Origin of the sequence: Dyadobacter sp. NIV53 (genome assembly GCF_019711195.1) — a bacterium.
Lineage (GTDB): Bacteria > Bacteroidota > Bacteroidia > Cytophagales > Spirosomataceae > Dyadobacter.
Genome location: NZ_CP081299.1, coordinates 1,412,747 through 1,435,984, shown reverse-complemented (window position 1 = coordinate 1,435,984; position 23,238 = coordinate 1,412,747). Strand labels below are relative to the sequence as shown.

Genomic DNA, 23,238 nt, shown 5'->3' with positions numbered 1-23,238 from the left:
CCTGCTGAGGCCAATGGCTCACAGCCGAAAGCTGATTATTATGAAAAATATAGAAATATTAGGAGTACATAGAAACAAACAATTTTCACCCAATCATATCGGTAATGATGATGCGATTTTTTCATTAACAGCACAAGCCCTGGAAAAAACAGGTTGTAATATCAGTATATGCAGTGAAGATGAATTCCTGAAAATGGAAAAGGTGAGCCAACGTTTCATATTTACAATGGCCCGTCAGAAAGAAGTAGTAAAAAAAATGCAGGATCTGGAAAAAAGCGGCACAGTGATTGTTAATTCAGCTTTTGGAATTGAAAATTGTTTCCGCACCAACATGACAAATGGCCTGGTCGACAATCAGATTCCTTATCCAAAAAGCTTCGTCGTACCTACTTCGTATTCAGGAGATGAAGTATTTGAACAGTTACCTGGGAAAGGATTTTGGATCAAAAGAGGCGATTTTCATGCGATTCATAAAGAGGACGTAACATTTGCCTATACCAAAAAGGAAGCAAAAGAAATACTAAGAGAGTATTCGCTACGCGATATTCCTGATGCCGTTATTTCTGAACATCTTGTGGGTGATCTTGTGAAATTTTATGGTGTTTACGGTACTGACTTTTTCTTTTGGTTTTATCCATACGATCTTAACCATCACAAATATTCCGCATACGAGGAGATTAACGGAAAGTCGCTGTATCATTCCTTTGAAGAAAATAATCTGAAAACGCTGGCAAATGCTTCGGCGGAAGTTTTGGGTGTTGACATTTACGGAGGTGATGCCATAGTAGGTAAAGATGGTAGTTTTCATATTATTGACCTGAATGACTGGCCAAGTTTTGCACCTTGCCGGGACGACGCAGCAGTTTTCATAGCAAAAAGAATTGTTCAAAAATTTACGCAAAAACCGTAATGGAAGACTTAATAAAAGACAAATCCACAAAACCATTGATTGAGGGAAATGTTACTTCCTTTGAAAATTCTTTGAAATCAAACGATACAGAAGAAAAAATTGACATTTGGTTTTATCGCCCGATTGGATACCAGATTGCCTTGTTTTGTGCCAAAATCGGAATGACACCAAATACGGTAACTATCATCAGTATCTTCTTTGGCGTAGCAGCTGGAATTTTGTTTTACAGCCAGGATCTGATGATCAATGTAATTGGTATGTTGTCACTGGTATTTGCCAATTCTCTTGATAGTGCGGATGGGCAGCTTGCCAGGATGACCAACAATAAAAGCAGGCTTGGACGCATACTTGACGGTGCTGCGGGTGACTTTTGGTTTATTTCCATACACATAGCGCTGTGTCTGCGGAGTATGAATGAAGGTTGGACGGCGTTAATCTGGATTCCCGGTGTATTGGCAGGATTCTCTCACGTGGTGCAGTCGGCCATGGCAGATTATTACCGGAATGTTCATTTGTTTTTTATCAAAGGAACCTCGGGAAGTGAACTGGATAATAGCCGGGACTTGCAATTGGAATACGACCAGCTTACATGGGGCAGGAATTTTGGTATGAAACTGATAGCCAGAAACTACCTGAATTATACCCGCATGCAGGAAAAATTCTCTCCTAAACTGCAAAAATTGCTTGCCGTAGTGCGTGCGAAATATAAAATGGGTTTACCACAGAACCTGATCATTGATTTCAGGACGCGTAATAAACCGTTAATGAAATACACCAATATTATACAATTCAATACTCGCGTGATATTTCTGTTTTTATGGTTGTTTCTGGACCAGGCATGGATCTATTTTTTCTTTGACATTTTTGTATTGAACCCGATACTGATTTATATGTGTTCCAATCAGGAAAAGGTAAGCGGTTATTTTTATAATAAAATTGTGACTGGCAGTGAATATGGGGACCAAAATATATAAAGCTGTTTTTTTGCTGATCGGCATATTTTCCCTGGGCTATATGGTATATGGCATCGGACTGGAAGAAATATGGCTGAATATGCAAAAAACCGGTATCTGGTTTGTTCCCGTAATCGGCAGCTGGCTTTTGATTTATATTCTGAATGCTTTTGCATTCAAAGCAATCATTCAGGAGCCTGGTCTTCCTCAGAGTAACTTGCCATTCTGGTCTGTTTTGCGATTGACAATTACAGGTTATGCCATCAATTATATTACGCCGTTTGTAGCGTTAGGCGGTGAGCCTTACCGTATCATGGAGCTGAAACCTAAACTTGGGATCAACAAAGCATCTTCATCGGTATTGTTATACAGCCTTATGCACATGTTTTCGCATGTTATGTTCTGGCTGGTTTCTATTGGTTTGATCCTGGCTTTTGTTCCGGTAAACAATCTGATGCTTGCCGGCTGTGCATTTATGTTACTGATAAGTCTGGGCTTGGGTTACTGGTTTGTCCGGGTTTATAAAAAAGGTTTTACAGTCAGCACGATTAATATCCTGACAAAGCTGCCATTTATTAAAAAGAAGGCAAGTGCTTTTGCAGCTGAAAAAGCAGATTCGTTGCAGGAAATTGATAATCAGATAACGATTCTTTATACGGACAGAAAATCAAGATTTTATTCTTCACTGGTTCTGGAATTTGCAGCCAGGGTAGTAGGCTGTGCAGAAATTTATTTCACAGCAATAGCCATCGGACTAAATATGTCAATAACTGAAGCACTAATTGTTAGCTCGGCATCATCACTGTTTGCCAATCTTATCTTCTTTTTTCCCATGCAGCTGGGAACCCGTGAAGGAGGACTTGCCATGGCGCTGAGAAGTGTAGGAATGCCGGCGGCAAGTGGAATTTTTATAGGTGTGGTAATGCGCATCCGTGAGATTTTCTGGATTTTGATAGGACTCGCTTTGATGAATAAAAAAGGGGCTGGAATTGAAGATAAAAGCTTGGATGCTGAAACGCAAAACAAATTAAATTACGCGCATTCTGTCGCTCAAAAATAAAAAGCATGATAAAGGGATTATTAGTGGATTACGGTGGGACAATTGATACAAATGGATTGCATTGGGGCTCTGTATTATGGGAAAGTTACCAGAAACACCAGGTCAATATAGATAAAGCGGCATTTTCAAAAGCCTATTCGTTTGGAGAAAGATCATTGGCCATCAATCCGATTATCAAGCCGGACCATACTTTTTATGATACCCTGTATCTGAAGATAGAACAGCAGTTTAAATTTTTAAAAGAAAACGGATACGAGGTAGGTGACGCCCTTGTGGCTTCCCTAACAAAATCCATCGCCAATGATTGCAACGATTTTGCACAGAGAACAATAGAAAATGCAAAACCCATTTTGGCACAACTGGCCGAAAAATATCCGATAGTATTGGTTTCAAATTTCTATGGAAATATTCACAAAGTCCTAGAAGTTTTTGGGATTGACCACTTCTTCAAACAAGTAATTGAATCTGCCGTGGTTGGGATCAGAAAACCTAACCCGGAAATATATAAGCTAGGTGCAGATTTTTTAGGACTTCTGCCCGAAGAATGCGTAGTTATCGGCGATTCTTTTGTAAAAGATATCGTACCGGCGAAAGAGCTTGGCTGCAAGGCAATCTGGCTCAATGTACAAGGTTGGGAGGAATCAGCGGTAATAAACAATCCGGCACATCAGGCTGATATTGAAATTACAGATTTTAACCAGATTGTGGAAGGAATAAAAAATATGAATCAGTAATCAAGTTTTGTCTGTGGCATTCAATATTTCACAGCCCGAATTTATCATCAAAACAACATGTACGATATCTGCACAATAGGGCATATTACTTTGGATAAGGTAGTAACGTCCCAATCGGTAAAATTTATGCCCGGCGGCACTTCCTTTTATTTTTCAAAAGCGATTCAGCACTTTGACCTGAATTATATCCTGGTTACGGCGTTGGGTAGCGAAGAAAATTACATTGTAGAAGGGCTCAGGGAGTCAAACATTGCCGTACATGCTTTGCCAAGTGATTTTACGGTTCATTTTGAAAACATTTACAGTCATAACCAGGACCATCGCGATCAGAATGTACTGCACACTGCGGCACCTTTCGGCGTAGGGCAAATGCCGGAACTGGACGCCAAAATATATCACCTCGGCCCATTGTTATCAGACGATATTTCATTGGAACTTATCAAACATCTGGCGTCAAAAGGAGAAGTTTCATTGGATATTCAGGGGTTTCTGAGATATGTAAAAGACAAAAAAGTATATTACACAGACTGGGCAGATAAAAAAGAGGCACTTCCTTACATTACTTACTTAAAAGCCAACGAATTTGAAATGCATGCAGTTACCGGCCTGACTGATGTGCAGGAAGGTGCAAAATATCTGGCAGAAATGGGTGTGCGGGAAGTGATAATTACGCTTGGCAGTAAAGGGTCGGTCATTTACACAAACGGTCATTTCCATGAAATTCCGGCTTATAAACCTGAGGCAATTGTAGATGCGACCGGATGCGGTGACACCTATATGGCTGGTTATTTGTTGCAGAAGGTAAAAGGATTGTCCATTCAGGAAGCCGGTGAGTTTGGCGCAGCTATGGCAACTCTAAAGATTGCAACGTCGGGGCCATTTTCAGGATATCCTGAGCTGGTTAAAAATGTAATAAATCAGGGTACTTATACCCAGGACATCAGTACAGTATTCGAAAAATAATGAATGTTCTTTTGAAGTATGTTTTAGGCATAATAGTTGTGGTTCCGTTTCTTTTTTCTTTCAAAGGTTTTGATAATAAAAACCTGAAAAGCGGAGAAATGGTTGTAACAGGAAACCTGAGTGATCCCGATACTTTTCCTGTTCCAACTTCGGCGGATGTGAAAGGATTGTTATTTTATATCCAGCGCGATCCTAATTCCAATACGATAGTTTATCAGCTGAATGTAGATGAAAATGGAAAATTAATTGACAAACAGCCTGTTCATTCTTTCTGGATACGTTATCCGGAAGGTGGCATACGCCGGGACCTGAATTATCTTCAGCGCAAATTTGCTTACGGTATCAATTCCAAAGCAACCGGAAACGGAAATTACGAGCTGCGTTCTGTTGCATATTCCAAGCTTCCTCTGTATTTGCGCAAGGACGTTAAAAACCAATATCATGTTTATGCGGACATTAACAGTAAAAAATGTGTATTAAACCGGGTATTTATCCGGATCGACGGAGGTTCTTTCTGGTCTCCTAACGTTCTTTATATTGAATTAAAAGGAATAGAAATTACCACAGGAAAAACGATTGTTCAACGTATCAAACCAACTTGATGACATGGCAAAGAATTTTGTTTCTAACTCACGGGAATCCTCACGTATGTTCAAAAGCAATTTTCTGGAATCCCTCTCCAAAGTACATTTTACAGTACCACTCATTATTTTTCTTCCGGTTATCGGATATTTTTCCTGGAAAGCACTTATGCCCGGACAAATATCCTGGATTCTTTTTCTGGCATATTATACCTCCGGGCTTTTTATCTGGACACTTACAGAATATGTGATGCACCGCTTCGTATTCCATTTTACGCCAAAAGGCAAATTAATGGAACGCATCCACTTCATTTTTCATGGTGTTCACCATGATTATCCCAATGATGCCAACCGGTTGGTAATGCCGCCATCCGTCAGCATTCCGCTTGCAACCGGATTTTATTTTCTGTTTGCTTCCGTGATGGGTGAATTTGTTGTTGCAGCTTTTTTCTCGGGTTTTATTTCAGGCTACCTGATCTATGATATGACGCATTACGCTTTGCATCATGCCAATTTCAAAAATAATTTCTGGAAAAATCTCAAAAAACATCACATGACCCACCATTATTCTGAAAGTAACAAGGGATATGGTGTGAGTTCCAATTTTTGGGATAAAATCTTCGGTTCTGACTTTGCTGACAAGTAAAGTGCCACATTTTAGCTAGGAATGCAGTACAGTAATTTAAAACTTTCCTGAAGTTCGCGGTTTCTTATCACATAAATATGCCTTTGCCAATTGCCGGAGGCATATTTATAATTAAAAATATACTGTGGAATTTTAGCGGGAAATTCGCATTATTGCATACGATACTCATTCTAACGCTTATGAAAAATGATGGATAAAGAAAAAATTGAGCACGATACCGTGTTTAAGGAAGAAATTACCAAGGTTTCTGATTTTAAATTCGGGACAACAGTAGTAAAAGTTTTTGATGACATGGTAAGCAGATCCGTTCCGTTTTATAACGAAACACAACGTATGCTCGCCGAAATTGCAGCTGACCATGCTAAGGAAGGATCATTTGTATACGATCTCGGCTGCTCAACCGGGACTACTATGATTGAAGTCGACAAATTAATTACAAATGACATTCGTTTTATCGGAATAGACGAGTCTATTGAAATGCTTAATAAATGTGACGCCAAGCTTAAAGAAAGTAATTTTGTCCGCCCTTACGATCTGATCGTCGGCGATTTACATGAAGAACTGCCCATTGAAAATGCATCTGTTGTAATCCTTTGCCTCACATTGCAATTTGTCCGCCCGCTTTATCGTGAGCGCCTGCTTAAGAATATTTATGCCGGACTTAACCCTGGCGGTGTATTATTACTGGTAGAAAAAGTGCTGGCAGAAAACAGTATCTTCAACAGGGATTTTATCAATTATTATTACAATTATAAGCGCCGCAATCATTACAGTGAAATGGAAATTTCTCAGAAAAGAGAAGCACTGGAAAATGTTTTGATTCCTTATAAATTATCGGAAAACCTGCTTTTGCTTAAAGAAGCTGGATTTATTTACTGCGAAACGTTTTTCAAATGGTATAATTTTTCAGGAATGATAGCTTATAAAAAATCATGATCAAAATCGGTAATTTCTTTTTTTAAATACAGGAACAACCTGTTTATATTTCTGTACCTGTTACTATTTGTACCTTCTCCAAAGCTTTTCACATCCGAAGTGTTTGGAGAAAAATATTATTTAATTCCAATAATACTAGGCCTGTTTGTTACTTTTTCGGGAGAGATAATACGTGGTATTACAATTGGACTGGCTTATATTATCCGTGGCGGCCGCGACAAAAAGGTTTATGCTGAAAGGCTGGTGACGGAAGGTATTTTTAATCATTGCCGTAATCCATTGTATGTTGGTAATATTCTTATGCTGCTTGGTGTCGGTATACTTTCCAATTCGTTGTTCTATATCGCGATAGTAATACCGGCTTTCCTCTTTATATACCAGGCTATAGTTCTGGCAGAAGAAAATTTCCTTCGCAATAAATTCGGAGTACAGTTTGATCAGTATTGCCAGCGTGTCAACCGTTGGATGATTAGCTTTAAAGGAATATCTGCTACTATGAACGGCATGGAGTTCAATTACAAAAGGTGGATATTAAAAGAGTATAACACACTGCTGGTCTGGCTGATCGGTATCACTGCGATTCTTCTTTTTAAATATCCCGAACTTACTCCTGAAAATGACATTGAAATAACGCTGTTTATAGCAATTGTTATTGTTTTAGGTGTGGTTTACGGCTATGTGAGATATCTTAAAAAATCTGGAAAAATGAGTGATGCTATTGCCTGAGAATTTATTCTAAATGCTATTCTATGCGTGTATAATAATTATGAAAGACTTTATAGTATAAGTCCTAAAAGGGATGTTTGCATTATTTGGTTATTGTAGAAAAATAAGGCTATAAGAACGAATAATGGCATAATACTTGTATAAAGTATATTGATTAATAGATTTATATTTGATAGATTTGAAATCACTGTAAGTGATGAATAAAGGACCTACTCAATGATATGGCATGGCAAATTTTCAGATTTTTAAAAGTGACAAAAGCACCGCGTATTATTATCGTTTAAGGGCAACCGGAAATCAGGAAATCATATTAGAATCAGAAGGTTACGCAACCAAATACGCTGCTTTGCAAGGAATAGATACCGCCAGAGGGAACGCCAGATTTGATCAGAGCTATGAACTTAAAGAAGGTATTTATTATACTTTTTTGTTGAAAGCCGGAAATGGAGAAACAGTTGGAAGAAGTAAAAAATACTTGTCCGTAGCTGACAGGGACAACGCAATGGTGCTTGTAAAACAGGAAGCTCCAAATGCAATAATTGAAGACCTGACTTAACCGTTAAATTAATTTGTAAGCAATTTTAAAAGTAGATATAAAGATAATTCCAAACAGAAGAGATAAATAAAAACGTGTTCAATGTGTAATCAGTTGAACAAACTAAATATTCCAATGGAATCAACTCCATTGGAATATTTAGTTTACAGCCAACTAGTTAGTATAATTTTAGTTGATATTTTACCTCATTTCAGGATAATAATATGGGTAAAGACAAATTTTATGTAACCGATTTTGTAACTATCCGATTGTCTGAATATTAGAGTTGTAACCTAATTTGATAGTAATGTAATGATAATTCTAGGTTTAACCGGTTTTAATGCTTTTAATTTAAAATATTAGTTTATTATTTTGTGATTTATTAAGATAGTTTGAAATATTATCATTCTTTGGCATAATCTTTTCTAGGAAGATGAGACTTATTTAAAACATTACGTCCCAATACATATTTCTTATCGGTGGTTCACAAATTAATACACACAATGGTACACGAAAAAATATTTAACCTGTCAATAGACAGAGATGCAAAGATTATAGTCGAAGGTAGTTTTCCGAATTTAGGCAGAGAAATAATTATCAATCTGCAATTTTTAATCAAAGATAAAAATGATAGGTATTTCAGGGCACCAATCGGAATTTATCATCCTCAGTATTGGAAACTTAAAAAATTAACCCCTGAAAAATCGCAGATGTTACAACTGGAATACAGTGGTATTTCAAGAAAACAATTGAACCTGGCTATCAGGGAATTTAAACAGGCAATGGGGCCGGGTTACATTTTCAGTGATTCGATCCGGACAGAAGGAAGAATAAAAGGTTTGAAAGCGATCAGAACCAACACAGTAAGCCGCCGGATCCATGCGGCAGTTTAATAAAAAATAATCCACACTATTTTATTGTAAACAGGCTCTTAAAGTCTCCAATCATCTTTACAGGATGTTTGGGGACTTTTTTATTTTGTCATTTTCCAGTAAAATATCGAGATTCCTTTTAACCGGATTTACTCAAAAATTTTATGGCTTTTTGGCATAAATTAAATTTAGATGTTGACACTTTGACATTAATTAAAGTCTGGTTAAATTTTTGATGTTCAGGTTTGTATAAATAAATACAGACATGGATACTTTTTCAAGCATGATCATTGAGGCTGTTGAAAAAACTAAAAACGCAGTCGTGAAAATAGATGTTTATAAAACCGAAAAAGGCAAGCTGCGTCCATCCGGCTCCGGTTCAGGTTTTATATTTTCTTCTGATGGTTTTGTCTTCACTAATTGTCACGTTGTTGACGGTGCGGAGAAAATTATGGTAAGCCTACTGAACGAAAACGAAATAGAGGCAACATTGGTAGGCAAAGATCCGGATACAGATATCGCCATTCTTAAAATATATACGCAGGGATATTCAGTTGCGAAACTTGGCGATGCAAGCCAATTGCAGATTGGCCAGTTTGTGATTGCCATTGGTAATCCTTATGGTTATCAGCATACTGTTACAACAGGTGTTGTAAGTGCGCTCGGCCGCTCTTTACAAACACAATCAGGCCGATTTGTAGATAATGTGATCCAATCCGATGCGGCATTAAATCCTGGAAATTCAGGTGGTCCTATGATCAACACAGACGGAGAGGTGATTGGTGTTAATACTGCCGTGATCCAGGGTGCACAGGGATTGAGTTTTTCGGTTGATATTAACACTGCGAAAGAAATTGCCAGACAGTTGATTAAAGACGGGAAAGTTTTTAAGGCGTATCTGGGTTTACAATTACAGGATGTGCAGGTAAATGAAAAGATTCGGCAGCATTATAAAATTCCGAATCGCAGGGGCATTTTTATTACGCACATTGAAGCAAATTCACCTGCATCGCGCTCACAGCTTCAGGAAGGTGATATTATTATCTCGTTCAATGACAAAACGGTAAATACCAGTAATGAGCTGTTTAAGGAGCTGACACACAAAGAGGTACTTTCAATTGTAAACATTTCAGTGATCCGGCATACTGAACTACTGAATTTCATTGTTGTTCCGGTAGAGAAAAAGTAAAAGAAAGGGGCGTTTTGAATCATCATTAGTTTATTTCAGAGAAAAATTGTCGATAGTTTTTTCTTCGCCATTGACGATGATTGACAGCTGGTGCTGACCAGGATAAAATGTTCGCGTAGTAATCAACCGGAAACTTTGTTTGCGATTGATTGTGCAAAATTCTTGTGGCGAAAAAATCCTCTCGCTGATCTTGAATACTTTTTTGGCAAGCAGGCCATTGGCTTTTTGATAATAAACCGCATATTCCAGCCGTACAACCTGTTTTTCATCCTGATTATTTTTGACCGTAAAGGAAAATTCCAGGCTCCTGCCAATACTTACCTCTGGTGTTAGAATGATAAAACCGGTCACAAGGAGATTGTCGCTTTGCAGGCCGTAATGTTTTAATATGTCCGCATGTCCTTGTTTTAAAAGTGTTCGGGATCCGTGTTTAATAATGGCATCTGTTTCTTTACTAATCCCTTTCCATTTAGCTGCAATTTCAATAACAATCATCGGATGGTCTTTGGCAATATCGTTGATACTGTTGGCCACGCTACGGCGAACGGATTCCGATGGATCAGATTTTAGGTTTTCCAGAATTGGTAAAATTGGAGCAGGATTCTTTTTTAACTCAGGAATAGCCATTGCCCAGGGTAAACGAGGCCTGGAACCTTCACTTGCCAACCTTCTCACTTTATGGCTTTTATGTAATGACCAGACTTGCATTTGGCTGATCATTCGGATTCCATATTTTAAGATAAAAGGCCTTACTGCAAATTCGCAGCTTACAAATTGTGTGATAAATTCCAGTGCTTTTACTGAATTTTCATAGTCATCAAGACCATATGTTTCGATGTAATCCGGAAAAAACATCATTTCCAGGCTTTCTCCAAAACCGTCTTCCCGTAGTCTATTGATGATGACTTCTATCAAATTAACTGCATCAGGATAATAATCCGGCAAGAATGAATGAAGCACTGCGGAAGTGTGTTTCATTCGTTCTTTCAACTCTTTGTTTTCAAAATCTTTTGTAAAAATTCCGGAAATGAATTTTTGCTTATCAAATGTTGGAACCGTTCGAGACAAGGTATTGGCCAGGCGGTCGTAAAATGGTAGAGAATATAAGTTTTTTAGCGGGCTACCCATTAATATATTTTTTATTTAAAATGAAGTGGTTTTGGATAGAATGATTTAAAGTGCCTTTTCAGGCAGTATTTGCCAAATCTACTGAATAAGTTGGTCTAACATGGTTTTCCTAAGCCAAAAATATCCCGTTACCTTTACAGCATGGATTATTTTAAAAAGTTACTTGATTTACTGAAAACAGAACGGGAGGAAGACAGACGGTCTTATCTTAAACTTACTGAATCAACGTCTGTATCTGAGCGCAGGGCAAACGGGCTTTCCTGGTATCCTATCGCAATCAGGGGATCAGAAATGAGCCGCGGTGATTATCTGACTGTTGAGGTGGAGCGTACCACGCATCAGGATATTGCGCATCAGCTGAGGTTTGGTGCACCGGCAGTTTTATTTTCGAACCACGATGCAAAGCAGGATAGGGTAGAAGGTACCATTTCTCACCAAAGCGGAAACCGGTTAAAAATAACTTTACGTACCGATGAGTTGCCGGATTGGTCAAGAGATGGAAAGCTGGGGATTGACCTGCTATTCGATGACAATAGTTACGATGAAATGCAGTCGGCTATTCAGACGGCTAATGTGCTAAAAGACAAGCCGGAAGGGCGTTTAGTTAAGATTTTAACGGGAGAAAAGGAACCCGCTTTTTTACCCTTAAAGAATCCGTATATAGTACCAAAGCTAAACGCATCACAGCAACTGGCTGTTGACAGAATTTTATCGGCTAATGAACTGGCTGTTGTGCACGGACCTCCCGGAACCGGTAAAACCACCACTTTGGTACAGGCCATTAAAGCATTAATCAAACAGGGTCATAAACAAATTCTGGTTGTTGCACCCAGTAATACTGCTGTTGATCTGTTAAGTGAAAAATTATCGGACGAGGGTTTAAATGTACTAAGGGTTGGTAATCCTTCACGTGTTTCAGAACGATTGATGTCGTTGACACTGGATAGTAAAATGGCAGCTCACAGCCGTATGAAGGAAATTAAAAATCTGAAAAAGCAGGCGAACGAGTTCAAAAACATGGCGCATAAGTATAAGCGCAGCTTTGGTAAAGCCGAACGTGAACAACGAAAAGCACTTTTTGATGAGGCTTACCGGATCATGAAAGAAGTAAGTAATTCAGAACAATATATCATTGATGATCTGGTGGCCAAAGCGCAGGTTATCACAGCAACATTGGTTGGTTCCAATCATTATACAGTCCGGAATCTCAAATATCACACCGTTGTAATTGACGAAGCAGGACAAGCGCTCGAACCTGCATGCTGGATACCGATTTTGAAAGCAGAGAAATTAGTTTTGGCGGGTGATCACTTTCAGTTATCACCCACAATTAAATCCAATGAAGCCGCTAAAAATGGTTTGGCTGAAACATTACTGGAAAAATGCGTGTCGTTACATCCCGAAGCAGTTGTGTTGCTTGAAGAACAATACCGGATGAATAAAGCAATCATGGGTTATTCTTCAAAAGTGTTTTATCAGGGTAAACTAAAAGCGCATCAATCTGTTGCGAATCATTTGCTGTTTCCAATTGATGCTCCACTGGCATTTGTTGATACAGCGGGCTGTGGTTTTGATGAAAAACTGGAAGGGACAAGTTCCACAAATCCGGAAGAAGCAGTTTTCCTGTTCAAACATTTATCACAAGTTGTGTTGGAACTGACTAATGGAAATCCTGGTCATTATTCTGTAAAGGATTTTCCTACTATTGCCGTTATTTCTCCATACAAACAGCAGATACAGATACTGAAAGATCAATTGCTGCATTCGCCGGTTCTACAGCCTTATCTTGATAAAATATCGGTCAATACGATTGACAGTTTTCAGGGGCAGGAACGTGATATAGTGTATATCAGTATGACAAGAAGTAATGCTGAAGGTGAAATCGGTTTCTTGTCAGACATACGCAGGATGAACGTTGCTATGACAAGGGCGCGGAAAAAACTGGTTGTGATCGGTGACAGTGCAACGCTGGCCTCATTGCCATTTTACGCTGATTTTATTACTTATGCAGAAGAGTTAAATGCCTATCAGAGCGCATGGGAATTTGTAGAGAACTGACAATCATGCCAGAATATCTTTCACAACTTTCCCATGTACATCTGTCAGGCGAAATCTCCGGCCTTGAAATTTATATGTTAAACGCTCATGATCAACACCCATCAGGTGCATGAGCGTAGCCTGAAAATCATGGACATGAACCGGGTCTTTGATGATATTATAACTGAACTCGTCCGTTTCTCCATAGCTGATTCCCGGTTTTACTCCTGCGCCAGCCATCCACATCGTGAAACAGCGCGGATGATGGTCGCGGCCGTAGTCATTTGCAGTAAGTTTGCCTTGCGAATAAACAGTACGTCCAAATTCACCACCCCAGATCACCAAAGTATCATCCAGTAATCCCCGTCGTTTAAGATCTGTTACCAAAGCTGCCGTTGCCTGATCGGTCTGCTTACATTGGTTTGCAATTCCTTTTGGTAAATCTCCGTGCTGATCCCAGCCCTGGTGATAAAGCTGTACAAATTTGACGTCTTTTTCCAGGAGCTTTCTGGCAAGGATACAATTGGCCGCATAAGAACCTGAATCCCGGCTATCCGGCCCGTACAGGTCAAAAACTTCGTCCGGTTCATCGGAAGTATCCATTACTTCTGGTACCGATGTTTGCATCCGGTATGCCATTTCATATTGTGCAATCCGGTTTTCTATTTCCGGATCCTGAAAACTTTCGTTTTGTAACTGGTTTAATTTTGTCAGATATCCCAGCATTTCCTTACGATCTGTACCATCATAGCCTTCCGGATTATTTAGAAATAGAACAGGATCCTTTCCCGATCTGAACTGAACACCCTGATGTTTGGAAGCCAAAAAACCGTTTCCCCACAAACGCGCATAAAGTGGCTGGTCTTTCGGTGCATTTTTGGAAACAAGCACGATGAAAGTAGGCAGATTATTATTGTCAGAACCTAATCCGTAACTTACCCATGAACCAATAGAAGGCCGGCCTGGAAGCTGGTTTCCGGTTTGGAAAAAAGTAATAGCCGGATCATGGTTAATGGCTTCCGAATAAATGGATTTGACAATACAAAGATCGTCCACAACCTTAGCAGTATGCGGAAGTAATTCACTGACCCAGGTATTGTTCCTGCCATGCTGGTTAAATTTGTAAATAGAAGGCACCATGGGTAAAGCACTCTGATTGGCACTCATTCCTGTCAACCGTTGTCCTTTACGTACCGAATCCGGTAAATCCTTCCCGGCCAGATCTACGAGTTTTGGCTTATAATCAAATGTTTCAAATTGCGAAGGGCCTCCGCTCATGAAAAGATATACGACCCGTTTTGCCTTGGGTGCTATATGCGGAAGTGCACGTAATATGTCTTCTTCCAGGTTTGGTACATTTGTAGTCGCCGGTTTAGCGCCAGATCCGAAAAGTTTATCAGCGCCGAATATCGAACCTATCGCCAAGGCGCCCAGACCCAGGGAAGTTTTGGTCAGGAACCGGCGCCGGTCAAGCGATTGATGTATTTTATTGAATTCTGGTGAATGAAGCCTGAATTCGTCGTCATGATGATGTGACATCTCTTATCTTTTCGTTAAAGTTGCATCCGAATTAAGTATAGTGCTGGCTACAACTGTGTTGGCGGCGATAAGTGAAATGTCCAGTTTTTTGTCAATCAGGTATTGTCCTGTATGAAGCCAGCCTATCGCTTTCTTTGGATTTTCCTTAAATTTTTGCTGCTGATCATTTTGAAGTAATACAAGCAAATTAACTTCTTTGGAAACTGGAGTACGGCCTGTAAGCTTTCTGTATGTATCAATAATCGCTTTTTTATGATCCGGTGTTTTGGTCATTTGTTCGCCTAAAACTTTTGCTGCTTCATTGAAGGTCGGGTCATTTAAAGTCACCAAAGCTTGCAATGGCGTATTTGTTTTTTGACGCCTTACCACACAGAAACTTCTGGTTGTGGCATCAAAAGTGGAAAGGGTAGGATTGGGGACAGATCTTTTGACGATCACATACAGGCTGCGCCGATACACCGCTTCTCCCGAATCTGGTTCATAATTGCTGCTGTTAATTGACCACAGGCCTTCCGGCTGATACGGTTTTATACTTTTTCCACCAATTTGAGTATTGATCAATCCACTTGCTACCAGCGCATTGTCTCGGATCATTTCGGCGGTCATTCTGTTTGCAGGGCCGTGAGCATACCAGCGGTTTTCAGGATCTTTTTCACGGATTTCATTATTGGTATGCGAATCCTGGCGATAGGTAGCCGACATCACGATCAGCTTATTCAGTTTTTTTATATCCCAGCCAGATTCCATAAAATGAACAGCCAGCCAATCGAGCAATTCAGGATGGCTTGGCATTTCGCCCTGGTTTCCAAAATCTTCCGTTGTTTTAACTAAACCCGTCCCGAAGAAATTTTGCCATAATCGGTTTACCTCCACTCTGGCTGTAAGCGGGTGATTTCTATTGGTAAGCCATTGTGCTAAACCGTAACGGTTTTTAGGCAGATTTTTTGAAAACGGTAAGATGGATTTCGGTGTATTGGGAAAAACTTCTTCTCCAAATGCATCATAATTTCCTCGCAGCAGAATATGCGCTTTTTTGGGTTTCGGCATTTCTTGCATGACCATCAATTCCTTTATATTTTTGCTTGAATCGCTAAAAACAGTTCGTAGTTCATGTAATTTTTTATAACCGGCAATCATTTCAGGATTGATCACCGTCAAATAATAGTCTTTTAAAAATTGTAAATCACTGGCAGAGAATAGTTCTTTGTCTTTATTCAGAATTGTAGGCCAGGTTGATTTATTCCCGATTATCCTGACTTCAAAAGGAGTCAATACACGGTTATAAACCAAAATATCATCTACTTTTCCATTTTTGAATCCCAGTCCGCGCCACCATCCGCCAATCTGTAAGCCAGGCTCAGTTTTAGAATCAAACAAAATATCTTTTGTTAATTGATCCATGGTCGTTTCCAAAGCCATTTCGTTGCCATCCAGATATAATTTGAAACCATTTGCTTTCGAAGTACCGTCGTAAGTGATCGTTAACTGAATCCATTTATTTCTGGGTATTGTTTGCCTGGTGATTCTGGTTATCGCATTAGAAGGAGCCGTATGCGCCATATTCAGTTCCAGTCTGTCATTTTTCAGATACAAATGGTAACCTCGAAAATTGTACAATCGCTCAGCCTGGCTCTTATGCAAAATCACACCTTCTTTTAATTCAGCCGGGACATTTACCCAAATACCTATACTAAACGGATCCGATTTCCTAAAAATCCCGGTTTGGTTTAAGTCCAAAAAAACGTCTCCATTCAGATTAAGAACTTTGCCATTTCTATCAGCATCAAATTCAGGTTTACCACCATCCTGTCCGGATTCCCTTTTCATTACGCCGGTTTGCTTCGGATTAACAAGGTTTTTAAGTGAATTCTGATCAAAGTTATATTGTGCCTGTAATCCGCTTCTGGGAAGTTTTTCCTTTGATAAATTATTATAACTTCCGGAAGCAATCCATTTTTCAAAACCCTTGTCAGATGTTGATTTTGTTTCTTCCATCCTCGTTTCCTGCTGTGTTATTTCTGTTTTTATGAAACGCAGCATTTTTTCCTGTTCCTCAGTCGGAAGCATTAATGTTGGCGTTGGCAAAGCATCATTCCATGAAATCTGGCCGGCTTCTTTTACATTATTAAAAAAACTGAAAAGCTCGTAATAATTTTTTTGAGATATAGGGTCGTATTTGTGATCATGGCATTTGGCACAACCAATTGAAATGCCCAGAAAAGCATCTCCGAATGTATTAGTCCGGTCAATTACATATTCTGTCTGAAATTCCTCTTCAACAATTCCGCCTTCCATATTCTGTTGATGATTGCGGTTGAACGCTGTGGCAATGATCATTTCTTTCGTGGGTTTTGGCATGAGATCGCCTGCCAGCTGCCAGTGAATAAACTGATCATATTTCATATTTTTATTAAATGCCCCAATTACCCAGTCACGGTATGGCGACATATCCCTTAGCCTGTCAACCGTGTAACCATGCGAATCAGAAAAACGAGCAAGATCCAGCCAGTCGACTGCCATTTTCTCACCATAATGCGGTGAATTTAACAAGCGGTTTACCTGTTTTTCGTAAGCATCAGGAGAAGTATCATTTAGAAAAGAATCAATTTCAGTGAGTGTAGGAGGTAATCCGGAAAGATCCAAAGAAACGCGCCTTAATAAAAGTTCTTTTTCTGCTTCTCTGGTTGGGTTGAGCTTTTCCTGTTCCAGTTTTTTCAGAATAAAATTATCAATTGGATTAATGACCCAATCATCCCTTTTTACTTTTGGAATATCCGCTTTTTCTGGTTTTACAAATGCCCAGTGTGGTTTGTATTCAGCTCCATCCGTAATCCATTTAATCAAAATTGCCTTTTCCTTTGCGGACAAACTAAGGTGTGATTCCGGCGTTGGCATCATGTAATCAGGATCCTGTGAAACTATCCGATGAAAGAACTCACTATCAGCCAGATTGCCCGGAGTAATTGCAACTTTGCCGGGATTTTTAGACAGGCTTGCATATGCCATTACGGCTATATCCAGCCGTAATCCTGCTTTTTGTTTTGCCTTATCAGGCCCGTGACAAGCAAAACACTTGTCCGAAATTATGGGTTTAACATGCTGGTTATAATCCAGATCGTCAGGAAGCTCCTGCATAGCAACTTTTACATCTTCCGGCAAGCTGGGTGAACAGGAGAAGAAGTAAATACTGATAATATTCAGAAGCAGATATATGAACAGACGCATCAACATTGAGTTTAATATCTATCACATATAAAGATAAAAAATACATGTATATACTATGCGTTGAAGCGCATCGGATGATTTGCCGAATTTCAATATTACTTAGAATTCCGATGACCAGATCGCGGCTATCTATGTATATACGTATATTTGCAAAATGGGCAAACACCACATCACAATACACGACAATTTTATAAGAGCAATCCTGGCTGACAAAGGTATTGCAATTGACTATTTTCAGAATTTTTTACCCTCATTTGTTTCCGATAAACTGGATTTTTCAACTTTAACCCAGATACCGGATTCTTATGTTTCTGAACAATTAAGAAAAACGATGTCGGACATTGTTTATTCCTGTAGGTTAAAAAATAATGAAAATGAAGTAAAGGTTTCTTTACTAATTGAACATAAAAGCTTTGCAGATAAATACACTCCAATTCAAATTGGGGGATATATTTTTTCGGCTCTTCAGAAACAGATTGACAACAAAGAAAAATTATCAATTATTATTCCAATACTGCTATACCATGGACAGGGAAGATGGGAATATAGAGGTGTGGGAAGCCTTTTCGCAAATTTAGAAAAGGAGTGGAAACGTTTTATTCCCGATTTCGACTATATTTACAATGATCTCGGTTCAATATCGGATGAAAGTGTAGAATTATTAAATAACAAGTTTCTAGTAGCAGCCCTGCTTGCACTTAAACATAGCTTTCAGAAAAATTGGCTAAACGATAATGCGGGTAAAGTATTGGTTCTTACGGAAAATGCAACTGTGAACTTACAAAAAAGCTTAATCGTTTATCTATTCGGAAATAGTGCTCTTAAAGAGCCAAGGATTATCGAAATATTAGAATCTTTACCATTTACATTAAAGGAAACAGTTATGAGCACTTTGGATGTTTTTCTAGAAAAGGGAAAAAAATAGGGCTTGAAAAAGGTATAGAAGAAGGTATAGAAAAAGGTGTGGAAATTGGTTTTGACAAAGCATTATACAAAAATACCCGTACTATGCTTCTAAAAGGTTTTCCTGAAGAAACTATATGTGAGGCACTGGAAGTTTCAGCAGAATATGTAGCTGGGATTCGTTCAGAAATCAGTGCAGAAAATAATTTATAAAAGTCAGTAAACTGTTGAAATGTTTCTCGGATTTTCTCCATCCTAAGCTTAAATTGCCAGACTGGCCAGAGCTATTTGCAATTCAATCGCTACGCCATTCGTTTTGATATCCGACAGTAATAATGAATTTGGTATGTGATGAGCAGTTAAACAGTTTCATTTACTTAGTATAAAACCAACGTGATTACTGCCATCAGCCGATTTGTTATACGGCTGATGGTAAATAAGTTATCAGATTATCAGCTTCATTTTATAATCCATTGTAATCACGGGTATGATCACGGTATACAGAATGGTAATGGATCTCATCCGTATATACAACGCCTGACTGACACACGAATTCAATCCACACACTTGGCCCGTCAATCCGCACATAATCTGCATGATTTGTTAGTGCAGCATTTCCGGAAAAAGCAATGTATGTTCCGCTCAGTTCATTTTCATATATTTTTAGCATGGCTGTTCCCGTTGCATCATCCACATCCTGCGTCCATGGTTTCATTGCAGCTAGTACCAGTAGTTTTTGCGCATTAGTTAATGAGCTTACCGCCAAACCCACCTTAGTTGCTGGAAATTGTCCGTCTTTATTTGGCCCCAATGACACGTCACTGAATGTAGTACTCAGTTTTGCAGAAGCAAGCTGTGTAGTTGTTAGTGAAGCAAGCATAGCCGCCATGGCATCATGTTCTGTCTTCAGAGGTGCATAAGTGGTACCGGTGGTTGTCCAGGTTTTTGGTTCAATTCCCTGATGTGATGGAGTAGAACTGACCACAACGCCTGCATTATAAGTAATGTTCTGGGCGTAATGGTGACCTCCAAATTGAAGCATCCAGGTGCCTGTTGTACTTGGAGTTCCTAAAAAAGCAATGATATATAAGTCAGAACCATACCCATTACCTGCTTTTGTTTTCAATACATTATCAGCCGTATTAATCTGGGTAAATTCACTGTAACCTTCGCCCGCTGCGGTGCCCGAAGCTGCTGCAATGACTGCTTTTGCTGCAGCTAGTTGCGTAGCGGTAAGTGTACTGAATTCCAGTCCATTGCGAATACTCACGCCACCCGGAAGGTTTGACCATTTTATGGCATTTGCCTTGGTTAAATTTAATTGAACCGTAGCAAGTTGTACTGCGGAAAGTGTTGCCTGGAAAGCCTGTACAGCACAAACTACCTTTGCTACGGTAGTGGTGGCTGTACGGCAGTCAACAGTGTTGGTTGTTGAGTCGGAAACGGTAAGAGAAATGCTGCAGCTCACTCCGCCAAAAGTGATAGCAAAAGCGGCTGAACCTGCTGATACCGGAGTTCCGGTGATAGTGTACGAAAGATTACCGGAATTGCTTGTCAGTGTTCCCGGCGTCAATGTTGCAGTAAGTCCTGTAACACCAGTGGAGGAAACTGCACTTCCTGCTAAATAAGTTACAGCGTTTCCACCGGTATAAGGTACAGTTGCGGATCCATTATAAGCTTTTCCTTTGGTAGATGTTGCTGAAAATGTAGCGGATGCGCAGGTTAATGCCGTTACTGATGCAGATTCTGATTCAATTTCATCCTCCGTTTTACATGCAGTTAATATCAATACGAGCAGCCCTAATGCGTAAAAAAACGATTGAGTTTCATAATTAATTAGTAATTGAATGGTAATACAATTGTTTTTACGCAGTGTTAATTCCCTTTGATAATTAATTGTGGTGTATCAAAGGTATGTTGTGGTAAATTAAAGAGTAGAACCTGGTATAATTAATGCCTCCCGTTGATATTTCTACTTCATTGATATGGATAAACCTGTTCTTTTCAGGAAACGCTTCATTGTATCTTTTAACAACCGGATAAATCAGTATGGATTCGATCCTTGAATCTTAATAAATCAATAAGCATTATCGAATATAACGTGTGTCTGTTTAAAAAAGGTGAAATTGTGATTAATTGCACGAATTTGAGGGTAAATAGATTATTAACTAAAAGAACATAAATATGGAATACAGGCAATTGGGAGCATCGGGACTTAAAGTGCCCGTTTTAAGTTTTGGAACAGGCACTTTTGGAGGTGGTGGTGAATTTTTTAAGGCATGGGGAAATACACAGGCCGACGAAGCAAGCCATTTGGTTAATCTTTGTCTGGACGCTGGGCTAAATTTGTTTGATACTGCGGATGTTTATTCACAAGGTCTTTCGGAAGAAATTTTGGGTAAAGCAGTGATCGGATTGAGGGACAAAATCCTTTTATCTACCAAGGCGACTTTCAAAATGGGTGATGGGCCGAACGATTACGGTTCTTCCAGGTTTCATTTGATCAAGTCCTGTGAAGATAGCCTGAGAAGATTAAAAACCGATTATATTGATATTTACCACATGCATGGATTCGACGGTAATACACCCGTTGAGGAAACGCTGAGCGCACTGGATGATCTCGTTATAAGTGGAAAGATACGGTACATTGCATGCTCCAACTTTTCCGGTTGGCATTTGATGAAATCCTTGTCAGTTTCCGAAAAATATGGCTGGTCCAGATACATTGCACACCAGGCGCACTACTCACTTCTAAGCCGTGAACTTGAATGGGAACTGATGCCGTTAGGACTGGATCAAAAGGTAGGTACAATAGTATGGAGCCCATTGTCGGCAGGGAGACTGGGCGGAAAATACCGTAGAAATCAGCCAATTCCGACAGAGAGCAGAATTGCACAGGGTGGAGGAGAAGGGCCGGAACTTGCAGAGGATTTCTTTTATCAAATCATTGATACACTAGACGAAATTGCGGAAGAAACAGAAAAATCCGTGGCTCAGGTTGCACTGAACTGGGTATTGCAAAGGCCGACTGTATGCAATGTTGTAATTGGTGCAAGAAATGAAGAACAGTTGAAACAAAATTTGGGAGCTGTTGGATGGAACCTGACGCTGGAACAGGTCAAAAAGCTGGATGCAGCAAGTGAAAGAGAGCCTGTGTATCCATATTGGCACCAGAGAAAAAATGTTGCACTCAATCCCATCCCTGATTTTTATAAAAAATTGTAACGTTGCCAGTCACTTTAAAATTATAAATTGAGTTATTTATGGGCTTAGAAAGAAGCACGATGAAAGCGGTAGGATTACATAAATACCTGCCCATAGAAGATCCCGAAAGTTTACTGGACCTGGAAATTGGCAAACCGGTGGCAACAGGAAGAGACTTGCTTGTAAATGTAAAAGCAATTGGTGTAAATCCGGTTGATTATAAAGTTCGTTCTCCAAAAGATAAGATCGAAGGAGTTCCAAAAATTTTGGGATGGGATGTAGCCGGGATTGTAGAAGAGGTGGGAAAAGATGTCTCATTATTCAAAGCGGGTGATGAAGTATATTATTCCGGAACAATGACCAGGCAGGGAGGAAACAGTGAATTTCACTTAGTAGATGAGCGCCTGGTTGGAAAAAAACCGGGTTCTCTTAGTTTTGCAGAGGCAGCAGCCTTGCCACTTACAACCATCACTGCTTACGAAGGGTTATTTACCAGGTTAGGGATCAGCCGAAATGCTGAGCAAAATAGTGATAGAAGTATTTTGATTATTGGTGGTGCCGGTGGTGTTGGATCAATTGCTATACAACTTGCTAAACTTGCAGGATTAAAAGTGATTGCTACGGCTTCCCGCCCCGAATCTGCAAGGTGGATAAAAGAATTGGGAGCGGATAATATTGTGGATCATTCTAAAGACATTGCGGAACAATTAAGAGAATTTGGTACCGATGAGGTGGATTACATATTTAACGTTAATAACACTTTACAATATTGGAAAGTAATGTCCGAAGTGATTGCACCACAGGGAAAAATATGTATGATCGTTGAGGCCGCTGGTGATTTGAATTTTAATTTATTCAAAAATAAAAGTGTCACCATCTCCTGGGAGCTTATGTTCACAAGGTCCACTTACCAGACTACGGACATGATTGAACAGCATAATCTCTTAAATGAAGTATCCGGTCTGGTAGATAGCGGTAAGATTAAAACTACTCTTGGAGATACACTTTCTCCCATAAATGCGGAAAACCTGAGAATAGCACACGCCAGATTAGAGTCTGGCTCTGCAATAGGAAAAATAGTTTTAAAAAATTTCTAG

At 39.4% G+C, this 23,238-nt stretch carries 21 protein-coding genes; 17 read left to right on the top strand and 4 right to left on the bottom strand.

Going from position 1 to position 23,238, the window contains the following annotated elements; all coding sequences use genetic code 11:
- Nucleotides 1-40: 40 nt before the first annotated feature.
- The 12 genes from KZC02_RS05670 (at nucleotide 41) to KZC02_RS05615 (ending at nucleotide 10,105) form a co-directional block, all read left to right on the top strand.
- Nucleotides 41-910: a hypothetical protein gene (locus KZC02_RS05670; RefSeq protein ID WP_221393221.1), complete on the top strand. Its 870-nt coding sequence runs from the start codon at nucleotides 41-43 to the stop codon at nucleotides 908-910.
- Entirely contained in the window at nucleotides 910-1,884 is a 975-nt protein-coding gene (locus tag KZC02_RS05665) for a CDP-alcohol phosphatidyltransferase family protein (RefSeq protein ID WP_221393220.1), read from the top strand. The genes KZC02_RS05670 and KZC02_RS05665 overlap by 1 nt, the downstream gene beginning before the upstream one ends.
- Nucleotides 1,865-2,923, top strand: a complete 1,059-nt coding sequence (locus KZC02_RS05660; protein WP_221393219.1) for a lysylphosphatidylglycerol synthase transmembrane domain-containing protein — start codon at nucleotides 1,865-1,867, stop codon at nucleotides 2,921-2,923. The genes KZC02_RS05665 and KZC02_RS05660 overlap by 20 nt, the downstream gene beginning before the upstream one ends.
- 5 nt (nucleotides 2,924-2,928) lie before the next feature.
- Nucleotides 2,929-3,657 carry an HAD family hydrolase gene (locus KZC02_RS05655; RefSeq protein ID WP_221393218.1) on the top strand — a complete coding sequence of 243 codons (729 nt, stop codon included), beginning with the start codon at nucleotides 2,929-2,931 and terminating at the stop codon, nucleotides 3,655-3,657.
- A 57-nt stretch (nucleotides 3,658-3,714) separates the two neighbouring features.
- Nucleotides 3,715-4,620, top strand: a complete 906-nt coding sequence (locus KZC02_RS05650; RefSeq protein ID WP_221393217.1) for a PfkB family carbohydrate kinase — start codon at nucleotides 3,715-3,717, stop codon at nucleotides 4,618-4,620.
- Nucleotides 4,620-5,222, top strand: coding sequence for a DUF4833 domain-containing protein (locus KZC02_RS05645; RefSeq protein WP_221393216.1), 603 nt, complete (start codon nucleotides 4,620-4,622; stop codon nucleotides 5,220-5,222). The genes KZC02_RS05650 and KZC02_RS05645 overlap by 1 nt, the downstream gene beginning before the upstream one ends.
- 4 nt (nucleotides 5,223-5,226) lie before the next feature.
- Nucleotides 5,227-5,847 (top strand): sterol desaturase family protein, encoded by a 621-nt coding sequence (locus KZC02_RS05640; protein ID WP_221393215.1) that lies wholly within the window; start codon nucleotides 5,227-5,229, stop codon nucleotides 5,845-5,847.
- Nucleotides 5,848-6,033: 186 nt separating this feature from the next.
- Nucleotides 6,034-6,783: a carboxy-S-adenosyl-L-methionine synthase CmoA gene (gene cmoA / locus KZC02_RS05635; RefSeq protein ID WP_229254005.1), complete on the top strand. Its 750-nt coding sequence runs from the start codon at nucleotides 6,034-6,036 to the stop codon at nucleotides 6,781-6,783.
- Nucleotides 6,784-6,882: 99 nt separating this feature from the next.
- Entirely contained in the window at nucleotides 6,883-7,509 is a 627-nt protein-coding gene (locus KZC02_RS05630; RefSeq protein WP_229254004.1) for an isoprenylcysteine carboxylmethyltransferase family protein, read from the top strand.
- Nucleotides 7,510-7,735: 226 nt separating this feature from the next.
- Complete coding sequence (locus KZC02_RS05625; RefSeq protein ID WP_221393214.1) at nucleotides 7,736-8,065, top strand: YegP family protein; 330 nt, start codon at nucleotides 7,736-7,738, stop codon at nucleotides 8,063-8,065.
- A gap of 482 nt (nucleotides 8,066-8,547) precedes the next feature.
- Nucleotides 8,548-8,937 carry a hypothetical protein gene (locus KZC02_RS05620; RefSeq protein WP_221393213.1) on the top strand — a complete coding sequence of 130 codons (390 nt, stop codon included), beginning with the start codon at nucleotides 8,548-8,550 and terminating at the stop codon, nucleotides 8,935-8,937.
- Between the two features lie 244 nt (nucleotides 8,938-9,181).
- Nucleotides 9,182-10,105, top strand: coding sequence for a S1C family serine protease (locus KZC02_RS05615; protein ID WP_221393212.1), 924 nt, complete (start codon nucleotides 9,182-9,184; stop codon nucleotides 10,103-10,105).
- A 30-nt stretch (nucleotides 10,106-10,135) separates the two neighbouring features.
- Here KZC02_RS05615 and KZC02_RS05610 read toward each other — a convergent pair whose 3' ends face one another.
- Nucleotides 10,136-11,233: a DNA alkylation repair protein gene (locus KZC02_RS05610; RefSeq protein WP_221393211.1), complete on the bottom strand. Its 1,098-nt coding sequence runs from the start codon at nucleotides 11,231-11,233 to the stop codon at nucleotides 10,136-10,138.
- 141 nt (nucleotides 11,234-11,374) lie between these two features.
- Between KZC02_RS05610 and KZC02_RS05605 the strand changes: the two genes are divergently transcribed.
- On the top strand, nucleotides 11,375-13,291 hold the full coding sequence (locus tag KZC02_RS05605) for an AAA domain-containing protein (RefSeq protein ID WP_221393210.1): 1,917 nt from the start codon (nucleotides 11,375-11,377) through the stop codon (nucleotides 13,289-13,291).
- A gap of 3 nt (nucleotides 13,292-13,294) precedes the next feature.
- Here KZC02_RS05605 and KZC02_RS05600 read toward each other — a convergent pair whose 3' ends face one another.
- Nucleotides 13,295-14,809, bottom strand: a complete 1,515-nt coding sequence (locus tag KZC02_RS05600; RefSeq protein ID WP_221393209.1) for a DUF1501 domain-containing protein — start codon at nucleotides 14,807-14,809, stop codon at nucleotides 13,295-13,297.
- Between the two features lie 3 nt (nucleotides 14,810-14,812).
- A complete protein-coding gene (locus tag KZC02_RS05595; protein WP_221393208.1) occupies nucleotides 14,813-18,034 on the bottom strand; it encodes a DUF1553 domain-containing protein in 3,222 nt (1,073 codons plus the stop codon).
- Between the two features lie 154 nt (nucleotides 18,035-18,188).
- Here KZC02_RS05595 and KZC02_RS05590 point away from each other — a divergent pair, with 154 nt between their 5' ends.
- On the top strand, nucleotides 18,189-18,959 hold the full coding sequence (locus KZC02_RS05590; protein ID WP_221393207.1) for an Rpn family recombination-promoting nuclease/putative transposase: 771 nt from the start codon (nucleotides 18,189-18,191) through the stop codon (nucleotides 18,957-18,959).
- 38 nt (nucleotides 18,960-18,997) lie between these two features.
- The gene (locus KZC02_RS05585; RefSeq protein ID WP_221393206.1) at nucleotides 18,998-19,150 is read left to right on the top strand and encodes a hypothetical protein; all 153 of its coding nucleotides are present in this window, start codon (nucleotides 18,998-19,000) and stop codon (nucleotides 19,148-19,150) included.
- A gap of 250 nt (nucleotides 19,151-19,400) precedes the next feature.
- Here the strand turns inward: KZC02_RS05585 and KZC02_RS05580 are convergent, their stop codons facing one another.
- Nucleotides 19,401-20,726: a DUF3500 domain-containing protein gene (locus KZC02_RS05580; protein ID WP_229254003.1), complete on the bottom strand. Its 1,326-nt coding sequence runs from the start codon at nucleotides 20,724-20,726 to the stop codon at nucleotides 19,401-19,403.
- Between the two features lie 395 nt (nucleotides 20,727-21,121).
- Between KZC02_RS05580 and KZC02_RS05575 the strand changes: the two genes are divergently transcribed.
- Together KZC02_RS05575 and KZC02_RS05570 are read left to right on the top strand one after the other, a co-directional pair.
- On the top strand, nucleotides 21,122-22,162 hold the full coding sequence (locus tag KZC02_RS05575; RefSeq protein WP_221393205.1) for an aldo/keto reductase: 1,041 nt from the start codon (nucleotides 21,122-21,124) through the stop codon (nucleotides 22,160-22,162).
- A 59-nt stretch (nucleotides 22,163-22,221) separates the two neighbouring features.
- Entirely contained in the window at nucleotides 22,222-23,238 is a 1,017-nt protein-coding gene (locus tag KZC02_RS05570) for a zinc-binding alcohol dehydrogenase family protein (RefSeq protein WP_221394950.1), read from the top strand.